The organism is Bradyrhizobium sp. RT6a (assembly GCF_040547675.1).
Classification (GTDB): domain Bacteria; phylum Pseudomonadota; class Alphaproteobacteria; order Rhizobiales; family Xanthobacteraceae; genus Bradyrhizobium.
This window is the reverse complement of sequence record NZ_JBEPQC010000009.1, coordinates 249,353-271,631: the sequence shown is the minus strand read 5'-3', so window position 1 is coordinate 271,631 and position 22,279 is coordinate 249,353. Positions and strand designations below refer to the sequence as shown.

Annotated in this window: 17 protein-coding genes; 13 read left to right on the top strand and 4 right to left on the bottom strand. The window is 63.8% G+C overall.

What is annotated here, in order from left to right; translation table 11 throughout:
- The first annotated feature begins 233 nt into the window (after positions 1–233).
- The gene (locus tag ABIC03_RS33725) at positions 234–1,931 is read left to right on the top strand and encodes an alpha-amylase family protein (RefSeq protein ID WP_275168646.1); all 1,698 of its coding nucleotides are present in this window, start codon (positions 234–236) and stop codon (positions 1,929–1,931) included.
- 162 nt (positions 1,932–2,093) lie between these two features.
- Here the strand turns inward: ABIC03_RS33725 and ABIC03_RS33720 are convergent, their stop codons facing one another.
- Complete coding sequence (locus tag ABIC03_RS33720) at positions 2,094–3,692, bottom strand: alpha-amylase family glycosyl hydrolase (RefSeq protein ID WP_354064536.1); 1,599 nt, start codon at positions 3,690–3,692, stop codon at positions 2,094–2,096.
- Positions 3,693–3,864: 172 nt separating this feature from the next.
- Here ABIC03_RS33720 and ABIC03_RS33715 point away from each other — a divergent pair, with 172 nt between their 5' ends.
- Positions 3,865–4,545, top strand: coding sequence for an MBL fold metallo-hydrolase (locus tag ABIC03_RS33715; protein ID WP_354064534.1), 681 nt, complete (start codon positions 3,865–3,867; stop codon positions 4,543–4,545).
- A 3-nt stretch (positions 4,546–4,548) separates the two neighbouring features.
- Here ABIC03_RS33715 and ABIC03_RS33710 read toward each other — a convergent pair whose 3' ends face one another.
- Positions 4,549–4,917, bottom strand: a complete 369-nt coding sequence (locus ABIC03_RS33710; RefSeq protein ID WP_354064532.1) for a winged helix-turn-helix transcriptional regulator — start codon at positions 4,915–4,917, stop codon at positions 4,549–4,551.
- Positions 4,918–5,049: 132 nt separating this feature from the next.
- On the opposite strand from ABIC03_RS33710, the gene ABIC03_RS33705 reads away from it, so the two are divergent.
- A complete protein-coding gene (locus tag ABIC03_RS33705) occupies positions 5,050–5,352 on the top strand; it encodes a hypothetical protein (RefSeq protein ID WP_247463976.1) in 303 nt (100 codons plus the stop codon).
- A 1-nt stretch (position 5,353) separates the two neighbouring features.
- Here ABIC03_RS33705 and ABIC03_RS33700 read toward each other — a convergent pair whose 3' ends face one another.
- Positions 5,354–6,520: an extracellular catalytic domain type 1 short-chain-length polyhydroxyalkanoate depolymerase gene (locus ABIC03_RS33700; RefSeq protein WP_354064530.1), complete on the bottom strand. Its 1,167-nt coding sequence runs from the start codon at positions 6,518–6,520 to the stop codon at positions 5,354–5,356.
- Between the two features lie 554 nt (positions 6,521–7,074).
- Between ABIC03_RS33700 and ABIC03_RS33695 the strand changes: the two genes are divergently transcribed.
- Positions 7,075–8,310 carry an LLM class flavin-dependent oxidoreductase gene (locus ABIC03_RS33695; RefSeq protein ID WP_354064528.1) on the top strand — a complete coding sequence of 412 codons (1,236 nt, stop codon included), beginning with the start codon at positions 7,075–7,077 and terminating at the stop codon, positions 8,308–8,310.
- A gap of 63 nt (positions 8,311–8,373) precedes the next feature.
- Positions 8,374–9,750, top strand: a complete 1,377-nt coding sequence (locus ABIC03_RS33690; RefSeq protein WP_354064526.1) for a cytochrome P450 — start codon at positions 8,374–8,376, stop codon at positions 9,748–9,750.
- A 119-nt stretch (positions 9,751–9,869) separates the two neighbouring features.
- On the opposite strand, the gene ABIC03_RS33685 is transcribed toward ABIC03_RS33690, so the two are convergent.
- Positions 9,870–10,709 carry an SDR family NAD(P)-dependent oxidoreductase gene (locus ABIC03_RS33685; protein WP_354064524.1) on the bottom strand — a complete coding sequence of 280 codons (840 nt, stop codon included), beginning with the start codon at positions 10,707–10,709 and terminating at the stop codon, positions 9,870–9,872.
- A gap of 195 nt (positions 10,710–10,904) precedes the next feature.
- Between ABIC03_RS33685 and ABIC03_RS33680 the strand changes: the two genes are divergently transcribed.
- The 8 genes from ABIC03_RS33680 (at position 10,905) to ABIC03_RS33645 (ending at position 22,217) form a co-directional block, all read left to right on the top strand.
- On the top strand, positions 10,905–11,870 hold the full coding sequence (locus ABIC03_RS33680; protein ID WP_354064522.1) for a sensor histidine kinase: 966 nt from the start codon (positions 10,905–10,907) through the stop codon (positions 11,868–11,870).
- Positions 11,871–12,078: 208 nt separating this feature from the next.
- Positions 12,079–13,815: a putative bifunctional diguanylate cyclase/phosphodiesterase gene (locus ABIC03_RS33675; protein WP_354064520.1), complete on the top strand. Its 1,737-nt coding sequence runs from the start codon at positions 12,079–12,081 to the stop codon at positions 13,813–13,815.
- A gap of 221 nt (positions 13,816–14,036) precedes the next feature.
- Positions 14,037–15,221 (top strand): substrate-binding domain-containing protein, encoded by a 1,185-nt coding sequence (locus ABIC03_RS33670; RefSeq protein ID WP_354064518.1) that lies wholly within the window; start codon positions 14,037–14,039, stop codon positions 15,219–15,221.
- Between the two features lie 164 nt (positions 15,222–15,385).
- Complete coding sequence (locus ABIC03_RS33665) at positions 15,386–16,162, top strand: ABC transporter ATP-binding protein (protein WP_354064516.1); 777 nt, start codon at positions 15,386–15,388, stop codon at positions 16,160–16,162.
- Positions 16,159–16,881, top strand: coding sequence for an ABC transporter ATP-binding protein (locus ABIC03_RS33660; protein ID WP_354064514.1), 723 nt, complete (start codon positions 16,159–16,161; stop codon positions 16,879–16,881). The genes ABIC03_RS33665 and ABIC03_RS33660 overlap by 4 nt, the downstream gene beginning before the upstream one ends.
- A complete protein-coding gene (locus ABIC03_RS33655; RefSeq protein WP_354064512.1) occupies positions 16,878–17,888 on the top strand; it encodes a branched-chain amino acid ABC transporter permease in 1,011 nt (336 codons plus the stop codon). Before ABIC03_RS33660 ends, ABIC03_RS33655 begins: the two co-directional genes overlap by 4 nt.
- Positions 17,885–18,970 carry a branched-chain amino acid ABC transporter permease gene (locus tag ABIC03_RS33650; RefSeq protein WP_354064510.1) on the top strand — a complete coding sequence of 362 codons (1,086 nt, stop codon included), beginning with the start codon at positions 17,885–17,887 and terminating at the stop codon, positions 18,968–18,970. The genes ABIC03_RS33655 and ABIC03_RS33650 overlap by 4 nt, the downstream gene beginning before the upstream one ends.
- A 136-nt stretch (positions 18,971–19,106) precedes the next feature.
- Positions 19,107–22,217: a bifunctional diguanylate cyclase/phosphodiesterase gene (locus ABIC03_RS33645; RefSeq protein WP_354064508.1), complete on the top strand. Its 3,111-nt coding sequence runs from the start codon at positions 19,107–19,109 to the stop codon at positions 22,215–22,217.
- The last annotated feature ends 62 nt before the right edge of the window (positions 22,218–22,279 follow it).

Sequence of the window (22,279 nt, the reverse complement as noted above, 5' to 3'; positions counted from 1 at the left end):
ATTCTCAAATGTCGTCCCGGCGAAGGCCGGGACCCATAATCACGGAAAGGAGTTTAGCGAAGGCTAATGGTTGCGGCCCGCGGTAGGTGCACCGCGCCTCACGGAGAAATCACGCGGTATGGGTCCCGGCCTTCGCCGGGACGACACCTGAGTAAAAGCGGGGAACCTCAAGTCTCCCTCGCACTTATCACGCAGCCGCCGCACCTCGGCGGAACCACCGAGGCTGCGCGCGCATGATCGACGATCTCTGGTACAAGAACGCCATCATCTATTGCCTGTCCGTCGGCACCTATATGGACGCCAACGGCGATGGCATCGGCGATTTCAAGGGCCTGTTGCGCCGGCTCGATTATCTGCACGGCCTCGGCATCACCACGATCTGGCTGATGCCGTTCCAGACCTCGCCCGGCCGCGACGACGGCTACGATGTCGCGGATTATTACAGCGTCGATGCCCGCTACGGCACGCTCGGCGATTTCGTCGAGTTCACCCATGGCTGCAAGCAGCGCGGCATTCGCGTCATCATCGATCTCGTCGTCAACCACACCTCCGACCAGCATCCCTGGTTCAAGGCGGCGCGGAGCGACAAGAACTCGCCCTACCGCGACTGGTATGTCTGGTCCGACAAGAAGCCGGCCAACGCCAATCAGGGCATGGTGTTTCCCGGCGTTCAGAAATCGACCTGGACGCGCGACAAGGAAGCCGGCGCCTGGTACTTCCACCGCTTCTACGATTTCCAGCCCGATCTCAACACCTCGAACCCGCGCGTGCAGGCCGAGATTTTGAAGATCATGGGCTTCTGGATCCAACTCGGCGTCTCAGGCTTTCGCATGGATGCCGTGCCTTTCGTCATCTCGACCAAAGGCGCCAAGGTGAAAAAGCCGGCCGAGCAGTACGACATGCTGCGGACGTTTCGTGAATTCCTGCAATGGCGGCAGGGCGATGCCATCATCCTCGCCGAGGCCAACGTGCTGCCAAAGACGGACATGGAATATTTCGGCCGCGATGCCGACCGCATGCATATGATGTTCAATTTCCAGGTCAACCAGCATCTGTTCTATGCGCTGGCCTCGTCCGATTCACGCCCGTTGGGGAAAGCGCTGAAGGCGACCAAGCCGCGGCCCGCCTCGGCGCAATGGGGCCTGTTCCTGCGCAATCATGACGAACTCGATTTGGGGCGGCTGACCAAGGCGCAGCGCGAAATCGTGTTCAAGCGCTTCGGTCCCGACAAGGACATGCAGCTCTACGACCGCGGCATTCGCCGTCGCCTGGCACCTATGCTGGGCGGCGACCGCAGGCGGCTCGAGCTCGCCTACAGCCTGATGTGCACGCTGCCGGGGACGCCGGTGATCCGCTATGGCGACGAGATCGCGATGGGCGATGATCTTTCGCTGCCGGAACGCAATTGCGCGCGCACGCCGATGCAATGGTCGACCGAGCCGCATGGCGGATTCACCACCAGCGACAAGCCGGCCTTGCCCGTCATCGACGAGGGACCTTATGGTTTCGAGCACCTCAATGTCGCAAAACAACGGCGCGATCCCAACTCCATGCTGAACTGGACCGAGCGCATCGTCCGCATGCGCAAGGAGGTGCCGGAGATCGGCTGGGGCGATTTTACAGTCATTCCGACGCGCGATCCCGCAGTCTTCATCATGCGCTACGACTGGCGCAACAATTCCGTGCTGTTCGTGCACAATCTCGACGAGAAGCCGCGCGAGATCGCGTTCTCGGCGGGGCTGCCGGGCGAGGCCGGCAAGCACCTGATCAATCTGCTCGCGGAAGACCACAGCCATGCCGACAAGCGCGGCCAGCACCGCGTCGTGCTGGAACCCTACGGCTATCGCTGGTATCGCGTCGGCGGGCTGGATTATCTGCTGAAGCGGAGCGATATCGACAAGACGATACGGGGCAACAAGCATCCGGGGTGATGTGGAGATGCTGGAGTTGCGCCGCTTCCACGATCGTCATTGCGAGCGCAGCGAAGCAATCCAGACTGTCACCGCGGGAAGATTCCGGATTGCTTCGCTGCGCTCGCAATGACGAGGAAAGTGCGTCGCCCATCTCTGCGCTTCGCTTGTCCAGGACGACGGTCATGGCGGCGTGATGATCACGCCCTCGTTGCCGCGCAAATCCAGCACGCCTTCGAGCCGCTCGCCCTCGCGATCCAGGAATGTCGACAGCAGAATCTCGCTGCCAAACTTGATCGCGCTGGTGGTGACCGGGATCGGCTCAGGGCCGAGATTGAGCACCACGATCACCGCCCTGCCCTCGGCCTCTCGGCGATAGACCAGGAGATCGCCCTGCGCCGCGATCGGATGATAGTCGCCCGCAACCAGCGGCGGACACGCCTGCCGCAACGCGATCAGGCGCTTGTAGAGCGTGAGGATCGAACGTGAATCGGCTTCGAGATCGACGACGTTGTTGTGGATGTGATCCTCCGGCAGCGGCAGCCATGGCCTGACGTCCGAGAAGCCGGCGAAGTTGGAGGAATCCCACTGCATCGGCGTGCGGCAGCCGTCGCGACCGACACCGATGCCGGGTACGTTCTTCTCGAAGGGGTCGCGCACGAACTCGGGGGCGATCGCGAGCTGATGCATGCCGATCTCGTCGCCGTAATACAGCGTCGGCGTGCCGCGCAGCGTCAGCAGCAGCATGGCGGCGATTCGGGCCTGCTCCGGCCCGACGCGGCTTGCGACGCGCGGGCGATCGTGATTGCCGAGCACCCAGTTCGGCCATGCGCCTTTCGGCAGCGCCTTCTCGTAGTCCTCGACGATCTTCTCGATCGAGCGCGCGCTCCAGAAGGTCGAGAGCAGCGCGAAATTGAACGGCATCTGCGCGCCGGTGAGATCGTTACCGTAATAAGCCATCAGGCGATGCAGCGGCAGATAGATCTCGCCGATCAGGACGCGGGCAGCATAGGCATCCGTGACGCGCCGCATCTCGGCGATGACGTCGTGCACCTCCGGCTGGTCGGTGGAATATTGTGTGAGGATCCTTTCGTTCGGCGGCCGGCTCTCGACATAATGCGGATTGGGCGGGTTGTCGCGGAAATCGGCGTCCTTGATCAGGTGCCAGATCACGTCGACGCGAAAGCCGTCGACGCCCTTCTCGAGCCAGAACCGCATCACGTCATAGATCGCCGCGCGGACATCGGGATTGCGCCAGTTGAGGTCCGGCTGCTGGGCGAGGAAGGCGTGATAGTAGTACTGACCGGTCGTCTCGTCGAACTGCCACGCACTGCCGCCGAACTCGGACAGCCAGTTGTTCGGTACGCCGCCACCCTCGCCCGGGTCGCGCCAGATGTACCAGTCACGTTTGGGATTGTCGCGCGAGGAGCGGCTTTCGACGAACCAGGGATGCTGGTCCGAGGTGTGGTTCGGCACCAGGTCGAGGATCAGCTTGAGGCCGTTGTCGTGCGCGGCGGCAAGAAGCGCATCGAAATCCGCCATCGTGCCGAACAGCGGCTCGATGCCGGTATAGTCGGAAATGTCGTAGCCGAAATCGGCCATTGGCGAGGGGAAGATCGGCGACAGCCAGATCGCGTCGACGCCGAGCGATTTCACATACGGCAGCCGCTGCAAAATGCCGGCGAGATCGCCGACACCGTCGCCATTTGAATCCTGAAAGGAGCGCGGGTAGATCTGATAGAAGATGCCGTCGCGCCACCAATTGCTGCCGCTCTGAGCCATGCGGGAAATCCATCCAAAAACTGCTTCTCGCGCGGGAGAACGCGGAAGGAGCGCCCCGGTTCAAAACAGCAGGCGAATTGGGACAGCTGTGTGACGATGTCCGCGACTGTTCCCGAGCCATGGGGACAAATCTTTTGCTTGGCGACATGGCAAAAATCGGCATTGTGGCGCCATGACCGAGCAAAACGAGACACAGGCCCAGGCAGGCGCGAAAGCGGGCGCGATCATCGTCCCCGTGACGCTGTTTGAGCAGAATTGCACCATCATCTGGGACGAGCCTTCCAAGAAGGCCGTGGTGATCGATCCCGGCGGCGACGTGCCGAAGATCCTGGACGCCATCAAACAGACCGGCGTCACCGTGGAGAAGATATGGCTGACTCACGGCCATATCGACCATGTCGGCGGCGCGGACGAACTCCGCGACGCGCTGAAGGTGCCGATCGAGGGCCCGCATCTCGCGGACAAATTCCTGCTCGACAACGTGGTCGAGAGCGGCGCGCGCTTCGGCATGACGGGGGTGCGCAATTTCGAGCCGGACCGCTGGCTCGACGAAGGCGACAGCGTGGCGATCGGCGATCTCCAGTTCGAGATCTATCATTGCCCCGGCCATTCGCCCGGCAGCGTGGTGTTCTTCAACAAGGATCTGCGCTTCGCCCATGTCGGCGACGTCCTGTTCGCCGGCTCGGTCGGACGCACCGATCTGCCCGGCGGCAGTCACGCGACGCTGATCGACTCGATCAAGACCAAGCTGCTGCCGCTCGGCGACGATGTCGGCTTCATCTGCGGCCATGGCGCCGGCTCGAGCATCGGCCAGGAGCGGATGACCAATCCGTTCATCACCGGCGAGATGTAGGCCCTACTCGGCGGCGTCCGCCAGCACTTGGGGCGCACTCAGGTTACGGTCGCCCCAGTCGCGGATCGCCGCCACGACCGGCACGAAGCTCTTGCCTTTGCGGGTGAGGCGATATTCGACCTTCGGCGGCACCTCGCCAAAATCCTTGCGATCGATCAGGCCGCTCGCCGTCAGCGCCTTCAACTCGCGACTCAGCACGCGCGGGGTGATCTCCGCGCTGCCTTCCGTGCCGCGCAACAGGCCGGTCCTGATCTCGCCATAGCGGCGCGGACCGTCCTTGAGGTCCCAGACGATGCGCAGCTTGTACTTGCCGCTGATCATCTTCTGAAAGGCCGCGACCGGGCAGCTGCGCGCTGGAACTGTCTTCGCCATGTCGTTTCCTCCATGTGCGAGATGAAGAATAGGAGCGACGCCGAAAAAGTCCATACTATCAATTTTGTCCATACTTGCAGGATCGCATCCAGCACGCAGATGATGACGCACAACGCGAACAGGGAGCGTCACATGAAGCACTTCATGATCCGGTACGAATTCAAGAACGGCACGACGGAGGCCTGGCACCAGGAGGTCGGCCGCTTCATCAAGGCGATCGACGGCGATCCGGAACTGAAAGGACGGATCGGCTATCGCGTCCTGAAGAACCGCGACAATGGCAGCTATTTCCATCTCGCCAGCGTCAGCGACGATGCCGCGCAAAAGGCGCTGCAATCGCGCGACTTCTTCAAGGCGTATCAGGAGATGACGCGCAAGGTCGCCGGCGGCGAGGTGACGGCGACGCCGATCGAATGGATCGGCGCGACGGCCTGAGTTACTTCATCAATCCCGCGGCCGTGAGCGCGCGCGTGATGATCTGGCCGAGATCGAAGCCGCGGGCGTCCTCGCGCTTCGGCTCGGCCGGCTGTTCGGCGACCGCGGCGCGGATCGAGCGGGCCAGATGCGGCGCGGGCGAGCGAGCCGGCGTCGGCTTTGGCTCGGCCTTCTTGGCCACGTCGGGAATCCAGCCGGTGAGGCCGAAGAATTTTGCGATGTGATAGGACGAGGAGATGCCGGCCTCGATCAGGAACGCGCCTTCCACGCCATAGCGCTGGTCGTTGTCGGCCAGGCCGAGCGGCGTGCCGTGGGCCATGTCGGTGATGGCATAGGACTCGACGAGGGTCTCGCCGTCCTTGTTCCACCAGGCTTGGCGCGGATAGCCGTCGATGTCGGTTTCCGCCATCGGCGCCTCGGGCAGATCGTGCAGGTCGAGCCATTGCTTGACGATCTCGTTGGCATTGCCGGGATTGACGGTCCGATCGGCGCTGCCGTGCCACACCGAGATCCTCGGCCAGGGCCCGCGATGATTCGAGGCCCGCCGCACCAGATCGCCAAGTTCGCGCGCCGGCCGCTCCGGGGAATGAAACATGCCGTCGAGCGCCTCGCGCAGATTGGTCGCGATGCCGTAGGGAAGCCCCGCGATGACCGCGCCAGCCGCGAAGACTTCAGGGTAGGTCGCGAGCATCACCGACGTCATGCCGCCGCCGGCCGACAGGCCCGTGATGAAGATGCGGCGGGGATCGACGCGATGCGTTTCGATCATGTGCGCGATCATCTCGCGAATCGAACACGCCTCGCCGCTGTCCCGTGCCGTGTCTTCCGGATTGAACCAGTTGAAGCAGGTGTTGCTGTTGTTGATGCGCTGCTGCTCGGGCATCAGCAGCGCGAAGCCGTAGTGCTCGGCGAGCGTCGACCATCCGGCGCCGAGGTCGTAGCTTGCTGCGGTCTGGCCGCAGCCGTGCAGCACGACGACGAGCGCGCGCGGCTTCTGCAATTGCGGCGGCACGAACGCGAACAGGCGCAGATTGCCGGGATTGTCGCCGAAGCCCGTGACCTCTTGCAACGGACTGGACGCATCGGCGCTCCGGCCAAACTCGGCGAAGCGCAATCCGTCCAGCTTTGGCAGACGTCTCAAGAGATCGACATTTCTGGTTAACGACACGGCAGCTCCTGGCAGGCGACGTTCAACGTCCACCCAAACCAAATAGTTGCTGCAGCGCAAAATAAAAAGACCGTGTGCTGTCGATGAGGAGCTAAATCGCAGGAAAACCTGCAGAAATCCGCACGTATTCACCGCAATGCCTCAACTTCGTGCAGATGCACGGCGCATCCACGCCGGGAATGCGGCGCAGATCATGATTAACATCAGGAACAGCGCGAGCGAGACGAGCATTCCTGCCCGCGCCGATTGCACCGCTTCGACGGCAAAGTCAGGGCGAAGCCGGAGCAGGCCGGCCAGAAGGACGTTTTGGTGCCCGGATGTCGCTCACCGGCTCGCGCGACGAATCGATCTGCTTTGTGACGGTTTGATGCATCGGCGCGCGAACGCGCGATGACCTGCGAGCACGAATCGCGAGGCCTTACGTCTTCCACGAGAGAGCGCTCCATCGCATGGCTGCATTCCACCGCGCGGGACATCGCGTGATTGCGCTCGCTGCGTTCAGCACGTAGCTTCGCGCCACAAACAAACAAAAAATGTAAGCTGGAGAGAATGCCATGGCGCGCCTGAAGTTCGGAGCCTTCCTTGCCCCGCATCATCCGATCGGGGAGCATCCGATGCTCCAGTTCCGGCGCGACCTCGATCTGGTCGAGCAGTTGGATAGCCTCGGCTATGACGAGTTCTGGTGCGGCGAGCATCATTCCTCCGGCTGGGAGATGATCGCCTCGCCGGAGATGTTCCTGGCTGCGGCCGGCGAGCGCACCAAGCGGATCAAGCTCGGCACCGGCGTGGTGTCGCTACCCTATCACCACCCCTACAACGTCGCGCAGCGCATGGTGCAGCTTGACCACATGACCGGCGGCCGCGCCATCTTCGGCTCCGGTCCCGGCGCGCTCGCCTCCGACGCGCATACGCTCGGCATCGATCCGATGACGCAGCGCGACCGCCAGGACGAGGCGATCGGCGTGATCCGCCGTCTCTTCGACGGCGAGCGCGTCACCGCGAAGAGCGACTGGTTCACCATGAACGACGCCGCGCTGCAGCTCCTGCCGCTGCAGGAGGAAATGCCGTTCGTGGTGGCCTCGCAGATCTCGCCTTCCGGCATGACGCTGGCCGGCAAATACGGCATCGGCATCATCTCGCTGGGTTCGATGACGACGCAGGGGCTGATGTCGCTGCAGCAGCAATGGCAGTTCGCCGAGGACGCGGCGAAAAAGCACGGCACCAAAGTCGATCGCGCGAACTGGCGCGTGCTGCTGACCTGGCACATCGCCGAGACCCGCGAGCAGGCCCGCCGCGAGGCCGGCGCCGGGCTGATGCGCTGGCACAACGAATATAATGTCGGCACGCTGCAACGGCCGGGCCTGACGGCGTTCGCCTCGCCGGACGAGGCCGTGGACAAGACCGCTTTCGTCGACGGTGCGGCCTCCGTCATCGGCACGCCCGACGACCTCGTCAAGATGATCAAGAATGTGATGCAGGTGTCCGGCGGCGTCGGCGCCGTCATCGGCTTCGTGCACGACTGGGCCAATCCAGAGAACACGCGCCGGAGCTGGGACCTTGTCGCGCGCTACGTCGTGCCCGAGATCAACGGCTACATCGACGGCTTGCGCAAGTCGCAAAAATTCGTGATCGAGAACCGCGCGATCTTCGAACGCGCGGGCCAGGCCGTGATGGCCAAGATCATGGAAAACGAGAAGGCCGCCGAGGCGCTGAAGGTGACCGGCGCCGGCCGCGTTGCGATTCCGGCCGTCAACGCGCCGGATTTGCAGAAGGAAGCGGCGAAGCTGTAGCGCGGAGTCATCGTCACCGGATCGTGCTATGTTGGCCGGGCCTCGCCAACCGGAGCAATCGTCATGTCGATGCAGAATGTGGCCGCCCCTGCGCACGGCTTCACTCCGCCCAAGCGCAACGAGCTGACACATATTCCCGGCGACGAAGGCTGGCCGATCATCGGCAAGACCTTTCAGGTGCTCGCCGACCCCAAGGGGCACATCGAGGCGAATGGCGCCAAATACGGCCTGGTCTATCGCACGCACTTCTTCGGCGAGACCAATGTCGTACTGCTCGGCCCCGAGGCCAACGAGCTCGTGCTGTTCGACCAGCAAAAGCTGTTCTCCTCGACCCATGGCTGGAACAAGGTGCTCGGCCTGCTGTTTCCGCGCGGATTGATGCTGCTGGATTTCGAGGAGCACCGGCTGCACCGCAAGGCGCTATCGGTCGCGTTCAAGTCCGGCCCGATGAAATCGTATCTGAGCGATCTCGACCGCGGCATCGGCGCCCGGGTCGCGCAGTGGAAGGCGAAGCCCGGCGAGATGCAGCTTTATCCGGCGATGAAGCAGCTCACGCTCGATCTCGCCGCCGCGTCCTTTCTCGGCGCCGATATCGGGCCGGAGGTCGACGAGATCAACCGCGCCTTCGTCGACATGGTCGCGGCCGCCGTCGCCCCGATCCGCCGACCGCTGCCCGGCACGCAGATGGCGGCCGGCGTCAGGGGACGCAAGCGCATCGTCGCTTATTTCCGCGAGCAGATTCCGCTGCGACGCGGCAATCACGGCGGCGATGACCTGTTCTCGCAGCTCTGCCGTGCAACCCACGAGGACGGCGCCCTGCTCTCGGAACAGGACATCATCGACCACATGAGCTTCCTGATGATGGCGGCGCACGACACGCTGACTTCGTCGCTGACGTCGTTCATCGGGGAGCTCGCCGCGAATCCCGACTGGCAGGACAAGCTCCGCGCGGAGGTCATGGCGCTGGGGCTCGCCCCTAATGCGCCGAGCAGCTTCGATGATCTCGAAAAGATGCCGCTGTCGGAGATGGCGTTCAAGGAAGCGCTGCGGATCAAGCCGCCGGTGCCCTCGATGCCGCGTCGCGCCATGCGCGATTTCACCTTCAAGGGCTTTTCAATTCCGGCCGGCACCGCGATCGGCGTCAATCCGCTCTACACCCACCACATGAAGGACATCTGGCCCGAGCCGGACCGCTTCGATCCGCTGCGCTTCACCGAGGAGGCCCAGCGCAATCGCCACCGCTTCGCCTGGGTACCGTTCGGCGGCGGCGCGCATATGTGCCTCGGCCTGCACTTCGCCTACATGCAAGCCAAATGCTTCGCGCGGCACTTCTTGCAGAACATCGAGGTGTCGCTGGAGCCCGGCTACAAGCCGGACTGGCAGATGTGGCCGATCCCGAAACCGCGCGATGGATTGCGGGTGCGGGTGAAGGCGGTGTGAGCATCGCTCTCGTAGGGTGGGTTAGCCGAAGGCGTAACCCACCTCTTTGGTGTCCGCAGTGACAGAAGTGGTGGGTTACGCTTCGCTAACCCACCCTACGGCTTCGTCGCCCGTGGCGCCTACGCCCCCTGATCGAACGCCTTGCGCAGAGCCACGTAGCCCTGCTGCTGCTGGCTCCAGTTGCGGCCGCCGGTCATCGCGCCGTCGATGACGAGGTCATGGCCGTTGATGAAGCTGGACTCGTCGCTGGCCAGGAACACCGCGGCATGGGCGATGTCGTCGGGAAGGCCCGCGCGCGGGATCGGCTGCGCAGTCTTGTAGACCTCGCGCATCACCGCCGGCGTCTTCTCCGCCGCGTCGGTCGAAAGCCCGAGCGCCTTGCCGAAAATGCCGGTCGCGATGGCGCCAGGCGAGATCGAGTTGACGCGGACGTTGGATTCGCCGAGCTCCATCGCCACGCATTTTGTGAGATGAATCACCGCCGCCTTGGCCGCACCATAGACCATCGAGGACGAGAAGCCGGCGAGACGGCCGGCGATGCTGCCATTGTTGATGATGCTGCCAAAGCCCTGCTTCTTCATGTGGGGCGCGGCGTGCTTCATGCCGAGCATGACGCTGCGCAGCAGGGTCGCCATCGCCGCGTCGAAGCGCTCGACCTCGAGGCCTTCGATGCCGCCGGTCTGCGCCGGGCCGCCGGCATTGTTGAACAGGCAGTCGATGCGGCCGAATGTGTCCACCGCGAGCGCGATCAGCGCCTGCATCTGCGCTTCGACCGTCACATCCGTCTGGCGGAAGACGCAATTCGGCCCGAGCTGCTTCGCCAGCGCCTCGCCTTCCGGTATGCGCCGGCCCGCGATCACAATTTTGGCACCTTCGGCAACGAAGACTTCAGCAGTCCGCAACCCGATCCCGCTCGTCGCGCCCGTGATCACCGCGACCTTGCGATCCAGCCTGCCCATGGAATGTCCCTGTTTTCGAACCCCCTGACGCCAAATGGCGGACACCAATCGACGACGGCGCCGCGACGGTCGGCGCCGCAGCAGGCACTATTCCTGCCGGCTTCCGACAAGGCAAGCTTTGCCTGGGGCCGGCGACATGCGTAACATTCCTGGCGACCGCTCGATTGTCGAACGCATATCGCGACCGGACTGCGCATGGGGAAGCTGATCGACGAATTCCGCAAGGGCTGGCACGGCGCAGCACCGCCGTCGCTCGGCCTGAGCCTTGCGTTTGCGGTCGCCTGCCTGCTGGTTGCGACGCTGGCGCGCTGGGCTCTCGCCCATGTGCGGCCCGACGTCTATTTCACGCCGTATTTCCCGGCCGTGTTCTTTGCGGCCGCGTTCGGCGGCTTCCGCATCGGCATCATCACGGCGCTGGTCGGCGGCGTGCTCGGCGTCGTCGTGAATTTCGGCGATGCCTTTGCCGATAACGCGCGATTCGCCCTGCTGGCGCTGTATTGGACGGTCTGCGCGCTCACCATCTGGGGCGTCGAGCACTATCGCTCGCTCCTCGTCGAGCAGCGCCGGATTTCCAGGCGCCTGATCGAGGAAGAAGACTACCGCAAGCTGCTGGTCGACGAGCTCCAGCACCGGCTGAAGAACAAGCTGTCGACGGTGCATGCTGTGCTGCATCAGGTGCTGCACGATCAGCCGCAAATCTGGGCCCGGATCGATCCGCGGCTGCGGTCGCTTGCCGCGACCGACGATTTGATCTCGCGGATCGACAAGGCCGGCTGCGACATTCGCGACCTCCTGATCTCCGAGCTCGGCCCTTATGGCCATGTCCGCTTCACGCTCAACGGCGAACGGCTGTTCCTGCCGCCGAAGCTTGCGGTCACGCTGTCGCTAATGTTTCACGAGCTCGCCACCAACGCAGGCAAATATGGCGCGTTCTCCGCGCCGCGCGGGTTGTTGCAGGTGTCATGGACCGTCAGCGACGACCGTCTGACCGTGACCTGGGATGAAACCGAGGGCCCGAGCGTCGACAAGGTCTCCGAGCCAGGTTTCGGCACCAAGCTGTTGAAGTCGGCGCTGTCGGCCTTCGACGGCAAGACGGAGGTCTCCTATCTCAGGAGCGGACTCCATTGCACCATGCAATGCCGTATCCCCAAGGACGGTTAGACACGGCGCAAACGAAACCCGTTCGCGCGCGTCGTTCGCGGTTTCGCCGAACGCGTTGACGCCCTGTTAATGACGATGGGCTGCGCGCGTCGCATCGCCGCAAAACACCACCGTAATTCTCCGGACCCCTTAACCAAACTTAAGAGGGAACCGCGCAAGATCGCGGCCATTGCAAAGTCGCGCTGAAACAACAAGATTCATGACTTCTATGAACGACAACAAATATTCCGGCGCGAGTGAAGCCGAACTCGGATTCCTCAAGGAAATCGTTAGAATGCTGCCTGCCGGCTTGACCGTGCAGGACGCGCAGGGCGAACTTCTCCTGGTCAACGATGTCGCGGCCGCCCAGCTCGGCATGGACGGCAGCCGCCCCTCGCGCGATCTCGCATCGCGCCTGGAAGCCTGCCGGCAGGCCCTGAGCTCCGGCCAGGCGGTCGTCGCCGAGGAAGCGCTCCACGACGGAGCCGCACGCCAGGTGCTGCTGACCACTCATCGTCCGATCCGCCTCGACGGACGCGAGCTGCTGATCTCGGCCTCCTCCGACATCACTGAGCAGAAGAATTTCGAGGACCAGCTGTTCCGCTCGGCCTATTTCGACGAGCTGACCGGCCTGCCCTCGCGGCGCGTTATCGAACATCGCGCCACCAGCCTGCTCGCGCAGGGTCGCGTCGGCGAGCGCTTTGCGCTCGCCTTTCTCGACGTCGACAATTTCAAGCACATCAACGACTATTACGGCCACGCGGTGGGCGATGCGCTGCTGGTCGAGCTGTCGAAGCGGCTTGGACGCGGCTTGCGCGATTCGGACATGCTGTCGCGCATCTCCGGCGACGAATTCCTGCTGCTGCTGTCGCCGATCCAGAGCCAGGAGGAAGTCGCCGAATTTATGCAATCGACGCTGGAGCGGCTGACGGCGCCGTTCTTCATCGACAATTCGGAAGTGTTCGCCTCAACCTCCGTCGGCATCAGCCTCTACCCCGATCACGGAAGCAGCTTCGAGACACTGCGTCAGAACGCCGACATCGCGATGTACCGCATCAAGAATGACGGCAAGGGATCGGCCGCCTTCTTCGACTCCAGCATGGAGCGCGAGGCGCTGGCGCGAATGAAGATCGAGCAGTCGCTGCGGCTCGCCATCCTCGAGAAACGCTTCTGCTGCGCCTTCCAGTCCAAGGTCGACATCCGCACGCAGGACGTGAAGGGCATCGAGGCTCTGGTACGGCTGCGCGACGACGAGGGCGTGATCCAGGCGCCGGGCTCGTTCATCAATCTTGCCACCGAACTCGGATTGATCGACGAGCTGACTCATCTCGTGCTCGCCGAGATCGTCAAGTCGATCGACCTGATCAACGAGACGTTCGGTGCGGAGGCGACCATCAGCATCAACGTCGCGGCCAAGCAGGCCGGCAACCCCGAATTCATGCGCAGCTTCGCCCAGGCGCTCGACGACACCGGCTTTCCGCAGCGCTTCATGATCGAGGTGACGGAAGACGCCTTCGTCGCCAAGAATCATTTCCAGGCCGAGATCCTGCCGATGTTCCGCAAGCTCGGCGTCGCCATCTCGATCGACGATTTCGGCACCGGCTATTCCTCGCTCTCGGCGCTGGCCGACATCACCGCGGACGAGATCAAGATCGACCGCTCCTTCATCACCGATATCCATAAGCGCCCACGCAACCAGGGCATCCTGCGCGCGATCGAATCCCTGAGCGAAGCGCTCGGCATGACCGTGATTGCCGAAGGCATCGAATCCTACGAGGAGCTCGCCTACCTCCAGGCTGCGACCAAAATCCGGTACGCGCAGGGCTATTATTTCTCACGGCCGATCTTCCTGGAGGAGCTGAAGCTCGCAACGCCCATCTCCAGCGAAGCACGCGCCGGCGTCACAAACCGCTCGACCCAACAGAACCGGCAGGGCTATTCCCGGGCGAACGGATACAGGCGGTAAGCCCCGGCCTTGATCGTTGATTTCCAAAGCTTGAGCAGCCCGTTCCACGGGTGAGGTCAACAATTGCATCTGCCGATTTCCTCGGCAGAAGCGATCCGGCGCGGCCAAGCCGGGACAATGTCACACATGCCCTTCGCGTGGTCCCGCCGGAAGGTGGAATTGCAATGTCTGCACGGTTGTGCAAATCGCTATGGCCAAAGAATTTACCAGGAGGGACCATCGTGCGCCGCTCGCTCATCTTAACAACAACCATCCTCGCCCTCGCCGCGGGCACGTCCGCACAGGCCGACGATCTCAAGGTCGCGCTGATCTATGGCAAGACCGGCCCGCTCGAGGCCTATGCCAAGCAGACCGAGACCGGCCTGCAGATGGGTTTTGAATACGCCACCAAGGGCACCATGACGCTCGACGGGCGCAAGATCGTCGTCATCACCAAGGACGACCAGGGCAAGCCGGATCTATCCAAGGCCGCGCTCGCGGAAGCCTATCAGGACGACAAGGCCGACATCGCGATCGGCACGACCTCGTCGGCCGCGGCGCTCGCGATCCTGCCCGTCGCCGAGGAAAACAAGAAGATCCTGATCGTCGAGCCCGCGGTCGCGGATCAGATTACCGGCGAGAAGTGGAATCGCTACATCTTCCGCACCGCGCGCAACTCGTCGCAGGATGCGATCTCGAACGCGGTCGCGATCGGCAAGCAGGGCGTCACCGTCGCGACGCTGGCGCAGGACTACGCCTTCGGCCGCGACGGCGTAGCCGCCTTCAAAGAGGCGCTCGGCAAGACCGGCGCGACGCTCGCCGCCGAAGAATATGCCCCGACTTCGACCACGGACTTCACGGCGGTCGGCCAGCGCCTGTTCGACGCGCTGAAGGACAAGCCGGGCCGCAAGGTGATCTGGGTGATCTGGGCCGGCGCCGGCAATCCGCTGGCAAAACTCCAGGACATGGATCCGAAGCGCTACGGCATCGAACTGTCCACCGGCGGCAACATCCTGCCGGCGCTCGCGGCCTACAAGGGCCTGCCCGGCATGGAAGGCGCGACCTATTACTTCTACGAGATCCCGAAGAACCCGGTGAATGACTGGTTGGTCGCCGAGCACCAGAAGCGCTTCAATGCGCCGCCGGACTTCTTCACCGCGGGCGGTTTCGCCGCCGCGATGTCCGTCGTCGCCGCGGTCACCAAGGCGAAGTCGACCGACACCGAGAAACTGATCAGCGCCATGGAAGGCCTGGAGTTCGACACGCCGAAGGGCAAGATGATGTTCCGCAAGGAAGACCATCAGGCGCTGCAGAGCATGTATCACTTCAAGGTCAAGGTCGATCCGAATGTCGCCTGGGCCGTGCTCGAGCCGGTGCGCGAGCTGAAGATCGAGGACATGAACGTTCCGATCAAGAACAAGCGGTAGGTGCTTCTTCACCTCTCCCGCTTGCGGGAGAGGCCGGGAGAGGGCTCTATCTTCTTGGTGGTTCTCGATTGCTGAGACACCCTCTCCCCGACCCTCCCCCGCAGGCGGGGGAGGGAGCGCGGCGCGATCGCGGAAATATTCCTCTCTCACCATTTGCTAGACCCATGACGCTGACCCTCGAAACCCGCGACCTCACCATCCGCTTCGGCGGCCATGTCGCGGTCAACAGCGTCACCTGCAGCTTCCGCCCGGGCGAGCTCACCGCGATCGTCGGGCCGAACGGCGCCGGCAAGACCACTTATTTCAACCTGATCTCCGGTCAGCTCCGCGCATCGAGCGGGAGCGTCCTGTTCGGCGGCACCGACATCACCCAGCAGTCCGCGCCGATGCGGACGCGCGCAGGCCTGGGGCGCGCCTTCCAGCTCACCAATCTGTTTCCGAATCTCTCGGTGGAGGAAAACGTCCGCCTCGCCGTGCAGGCCGCCGACGGCACTCACTATGACATGCTGCGACCCTGGATGGTCCGCCGCGATCTGATCGCCCGGGCCGATGCTATTCTGGATCAGGTCGCGCTTGGCGGCCGCCGTGGCGTCGCCGCGACCGCACTGTCGCATGGCGATCAGCGCAAGCTCGAGGTCGCGCTGATGATGGCACTCGAACCGAAGGTGTTCATGTTCGACGAGCCGACCGCAGGCATGAGCATCGACGAGGTGCCGGTCGTGCTGAACCTGATCGCGCAGCTTAAGCAGGACAAGAGCAGGATCATTCTCCTGGTCGAGCACAAGATGGATGTGGTGCGATCGCTCGCCGACCGCATCATCGTGCTGCATAACGGGCAGCTTGTTGCGGACGGCAGGCCTGCCGAAGTGATCGCGTCACCGATCGTGCAGGAGGCCTATCTCGGCGTCGCGCCCAAGAATGTTGCAGGGAGCGCAGCATGACCGATCTGTTGAGGCTCTCCGGTGTTCACACCCATATCGGCCGCTATCACATCCTCCAGGGCATCGATCTCGATGTCGCGCAGGGGCAGACCACGATGCTGCTGGGCCGCAACGGCGCCGGCAAGACCACGACGTTGCGTACCATCATGGGCCTCTGGAAGGCCTCTTCCGGCGAGATCAGCCTCGCCGGCGAGCGCATCGAGAGCCGTGCGACGCCCGACATCGCGCGGCTCGGCGTCGGCTACGTGCCGGAGAGCATGGCGGTGTTCTCCGACCTCACGGTGAAGGAAAATCTGGTGCTGGCGGCGCGCGACGGGCCGCTCGACGACGCCCAGCTCGAATGGATTTTCGGCTTCTTTCCGGCGCTGCGCCGATTCTGGCTGTCCCGCGCGGGAAGTCTCTCGGGCGGACAAAAGCAGATGTTGTCGATTGCCCGCGCCATCGTCGAACCGCGCAAGCTCCTGCTGATCGACGAGCCGACCAAGGGGCTGGCACCGGCGATCGTGATGGCGCTGATCGAGTGCCTGAAGGAGATCAAGCGCAAGGGCGCCACCATCCTGATGGTCGAGCAGAACTTCTTTGCTGCCCGCGAACTCGGCGACGACGTGCTGGTGATGGACAACGGCACCATCGTCCATCGCGGCGAGATGGCGGCCTTGGCCTCCGACGTGGCGCTGCAGGAGCGGCTGCTCGGCCTGAGCCTGGAGACGCATCAATGACCGAGCTCGCCGCAACCGATCCGCTGCCGAAGCCGAAGCGCGACATCGCGCCGATCCTGCTGCCGATCGCCGTCGCCCTCGTGATGATCCCGCTGATCGGCTCCCCCAGCACTTGGCTGACGCTGACGGCCGCGAGCCTCGCGATGGGCATGATGATCTTCATCATGGCCTCGGGCCTCACGCTCGTGTTCGGCTTGATGGACGTGCTCAATTTCGGCCATGGCGCCTTCATCGCTGTCGGGGCCTATGTCGCGACTCTGGTGCTGGCGCCGTTCGCGGCCTCCCTCCAGGCTGATTCGCTGTGGATGAACCTCGCGGTGCTGGCGCCGGCGGCATTGCTGTCGATGGCGGTGTCCGGCGCGCTCGGCCTGGTCGTCGAGCGGGTGCTGATCCTGCCCGTCTACGGCCAGCATCTGAAGCAGATCCTGATGACGACGGGCGGCCTGATCGTCGCCGAGCAGACGCTCTATGCGGTGTGGGGGCCGCAGATCATCCCCACGCCGCTGCCGACGTCGTTGCGCGGCTCCTTCATCCTCGGCGACGTCGCGATTGCGAAATACCGCGTGCTGGCGACGCTGATCGGCCTCGCCGTCTTCATCGCGATCCAGCTCGTGCTCAACCGGACCAAGCTTGGGCTTCTGATCCGCGCCGGCGTCGAGAATCGCGAGATGGTCGAGGCGCTCGGCTATCGCATTCGCCGTCTGTTCCTCGGCGTGTTCATGACGGGATCGGCGCTGGCCGGCCTCGGCGGCGTGATGTGGGCGCTGTATCGCGAGCAGGTCCACGCCTCCATGAGCGACGACCTCACCGTCCTGATCTTCATCGTCGTCATCATCGGCGGCCTCGGCTCGATCGGCGGCTGCTTCATCGGCGCGATCCTGGTGGCGATGATTGCCAATTACGGCGGCTTCCTGGTGCCGAAGCTCGCCCTCGTCTCCAACATCCTGCTGATGGTCGCCATTCTGATGTGGCGGCCGCGCGGCCTCTATGCGGTGACCAGCCGATGATGATCCTGTCAGGCGACCCGCCGCGCAGCCGCGTGCTCACGCTCGTTCTCGTCCTCGTCGTCCTGGCGCTGGTGGCGACGCCGTTCCTGTTCCCCGGGGCGAAGGCACTGAACGTTGCGGCCAAGATTTGCGTCTTCGCCGCGCTCGTCGCCTCCTACGATTTGCTGCTCGGCTATACCGGCTCGGTGTCGTTCGCACACACCATGTTCTACGGGATCGGCAGCTACGCGATCGCGATCGCGCTGTACGGAATGGGCCCGAATTGGGGCGCGGTCGCAACCGGCATTGTGGTCGGCCTGCCGCTTGCCGCGCTGCTTGCGCTTGCGATCGGACTGTTCTCGCTGCGGGTCGCCGCGATCTTCTTTGCCATGATCACGCTCGCGGTCGCATCCGCCTTCCAGGTGCTGGCCTCGCAGCTGTCCTGGCTGACCGGCGGCGAAGACGGCCGCAGCTTTCAGCTTCCCGAGCTGCTCAGGCCCGGCACGGTGCTGATCTCGAAGAACGTGCTTGGATTCGAGCTCAACGGCCGCATCCTGACCTACTATCTGGTGTTCGCCGTCTCGGCCCTGATGATCCTCGCTTTGCTGCGGGTGGTGAACTCGCCGTTCGGGCGCGTGCTGCAGGCGATCCGCGAAAATCGTTTCCGCGCCGAGGCGCTCGGCTTCCGCACCGTCTTCCACCTGACCTACGCCAACTGCATCGCCGCACTGGTCGCTGCTAGCGCCGGAATTCTCAATGCACTGTGGCTGCGTTATGCCGGCCCCGATACTTCGCTCAGCTTCTCGATCATGCTGGACATTCTCCTGATGGTCGTGATCGGCGGCATGGGCACGATCTACGGCGCGATCATCGGCGCCACCATTTTCATCCTCGCCCAGAACTATCTGCAGTCGCTGATGGGCGTTGCCTCCAAGGCGGCGTCGGAAGCCGGCCTGCCGCTGCTGCCCGGGCTGTTGCATCCCGACCGGTGGCTGCTGTGGCTTGGGCTGCTCTTCATCGCCAGCGTCTACTTCTTTCCGACCGGCGTGGTCGGACGGCTGCGCAGTCTCCGCGGCGACAAGAGTGCGGGCAGCTCGCATTAACGCGCAATTCATGATGCAGCGCAGCGGCTCGCTGAACACGACTGCGATCACGCAACGAGATTAACGCTCAGGTAACTGGCTTTCCTAAGCTTTACGCCATTTGTGTGGTGTATCCCTGTCCCTCCAGGGAGGGGGAATGCGCCAGGTCTTTGCAGGGATTGCAGCCGGAATGTTCCTAGCCGCGAAGCACGGCTGGGAGGCGGCCATTCGGCGCGGACCGGTGCTGTGGCTCACCCTGTGCGGCGTGTTGCTGGTCGCCGGGATCTTCGCCGTGACCGCCATGGCCGTCGGCGAATTTCGCGAACGTACCCTGGTCAACCGCGAGCGCGAGCTGGAAAATACGGTGCAGCTGATCGCGCGGCACTTCGATCAGCAATTCGAAGATTCCGACGTCGTCGCTGCCGATGTGATCGGGCAGATGAATCTGCCGGAGATCAGTTCGGCCGCGATGTTCCGCGAGCGCATGTCCGGACCCGCGACGAACCAGATGCTGCGCAGCAAGATCGGCCCCGTGTCTTACCTCGGCGACATCGCGATCTACGATGCCGACGGCGAACTGATCAACTGGTCGCGGGCCCAGCCGCTGCCCAAGATCAACATCTCCTCGCGCGCCTACTTTCAGACCTTCAAATCGAATCCGATGGCCGAACCGGTAGCGCTGGAATCGGTCCGCAGCTTCATCATCGGAAAATGGACCACGATTGTCGCGCGTCGGCTGAGCGGCGCGGACGGCAGCTTCTTCGGCACGATGGTCCGCCGGATCGATCCGGACAGCTACCAAAACTATTTCGCGTCCGTTGCGCTTGCAGAGGGCACGGCGATCTCGCTGTTCGACCGCAATGGCAAGATGCTGTCGCGCTACCCGCATGTCGAAGAGCTGATCGGCAGGGACTTCAAGGACGCGCCGCTGATGCGCAAGATGCTTGCCGAAGGTGGCCGGCACACCCTGCGCGTCAAGGGCCCGATCGACGGCGACGAGCGCCTCGGCTCCGGGGCCTCGCTGTCGCATTTCCCGCTGGTCATCGTCGCGACCAACACCACGAGAGCCGCGCTGGCCGACTGGCGGCAGCAGACCGGTTTCATGGTCACCACCGCCGCGCTTTCGGCCACGGTGATTGCGCTGATCCTGTTCCTCATCGTTCGCCAGATCAACCGGCAGAACCGCGAGGCGCAGCAACGGCTGGAAGCTGAGCGCGGGCGGCTCGACACCGCCTTGAACAACATGTCGCAAGGGTTGATCCTGTACGATGCCGCCGGATTCATCGTCACCTGCAACCGCCGCTACGCCGACATGTTCGGCCTCTCTCACGATGTCATCAAGCCCGGCTGTCACATCCGCGAGGCGATGTATCATCGCAAGGAGCGCGGCGCGTTCGACGGCGATGTCGAGGCATTTTGCGCCGACGTCATGAGGATCGTCGCCGAGGGCACGGTCTCCACGAGAAGCCATCAATTGCCGAGTGGCCGCGCTTTCCAGGTCATCAACACCCCGCTCGCGCAGGGCGGATGGGTGGCCACGATCGAAGACATCACCGAGCGCCGCAAGCTGGAGCAGGAACGCGACCGCAATTACATGTTCCTGCGCGAGATTATCGACCACATCCCGTCGCAGATCACGGTGAAGGATGCTCACACGCGGCGATATCTGTTGGTCAACCGGACCGCCGAAGAGCAATTCGGCCAATCAGGCGAAAACATCGTTGGCAGGACCCCCTTCGACATTTACCCGGATGCCTCCGCCAGGATTGTCACCGACGACGACAGCAAGGCGCTGAAGGCGGGCGGGGGCTTATTCAAGGATGAGCATGCCTGGCAGAGCCAGGCCAAGGGGATGCGCTACATCACCTCGACCCGTATCGGAATCCGCGACGAATCCGGCGAGCCGCGCTACCTCATCAATGTGGTCGAGGATGTCACCGAAAGGCGGCGCGCCGACGAGAAGATCGCGCATATGGCGCATTACGATGCGCTCACCGACCTGCCGAACCGGGCGCTGTTCCGCGAACAGATCGAGCGCGAACTGGAGAAGGTCGGCGACGGCAATCAGTTCGCGCTGCTTTATATCGACGTCGACGAGTTCAAGGGCATCAACGATTCGCTCGGTCATCACGTCGGCGACGAGCTGTTGAAGGGGATTGCGGCGCGCATCCGCGGCTGCCTCGGACAGGGCGACCTGATCGCGCGGCTCGGCGGCGACGAATTCGCGGTGATCCAGACGGGGATCAGATCATCCGCCGACGTGGTGTCATTCGTGACGCGGATCTTCGAGGCGATCCGCCGGCCCTATCACTGCTTCGGCCATCAGCTCTCCACCGACGCCAGCATCGGCATCGCGATGGCGCCGCAGGACGGCACCGATCTCGATCAGCTCATCAAGAATGCCGACCTCGCGATGTACGGCGCCAAGGCCGAAGGACGCCGCACCCACCGCTTCTTCGAGCCGGAGATGGATGCGAGCGCCAAGGCGCGCCTGAGCCTGGAGCAGGATTTGCGCCAGGCCCTGGTGAACGGCGGTTTCGAGATCCACTATCAGCCGCTAGTCGACCTGCGCACCAACGATGTCACGGGCTGCGAGGCGCTGCTGCGCTGGCGGCATCCCGAGCGCGGCATGGTGTCCCCGGCAGAGTTCATCCCGATTGCCGAGGACACCGGCCTGATCAACGAGCTCGGCGACTGGGTGCTGCGCATGGCCTGCAACGAGGCCGCGACCTGGCCGGCGCATGTGCGCGTCGCGGTCAACGTCTCGCCGGTACAGCTCAAATGCGAGACGCTGGCACTGCGAATCGCCGGCGCGCTCGCGGATTCCGGACTTGCCCCGTGCCGGCTCGAACTAGAGATCACCGAGGCCGTGCTGATCCGCGACGACGAGGCGGCGCTCTCGATCCTGCACCAGCTCCGCGCGATCGGCGTGCGCATCGCGCTCGACGATTTCGGCACCGGTTACTCCTCGCTCAGCTATCTCAAGCGCTTCCCGTTCGACAAGATCAAGATCGACCGCTGCTTCGTCGCCGATATCGCCGAGGCGAGCGGCGCGCCCGTGATCGTGCAGGCAGTGGTGAACATCGCCGCCGCCAGCAACATGACCACGGTCGCGGAGGGCGTCGAGACCGAGGCGCAGCGCGAGATGCTGCGCGCACTCGGCTGCACGGAAATGCAGGGATATCTTTTCAGCAGACCGAAGCCGGCCAGCGAAGTGCGCGAGCTGTTCGGTCCGAGCCATGCCTTGCCGGTGGCGGCGGTGGCCTGAGATGGCGAAGTCGAGGAAAACGTCGGCCAGACGGTCGACGTTGCGGATGCCTAATGCCGTGC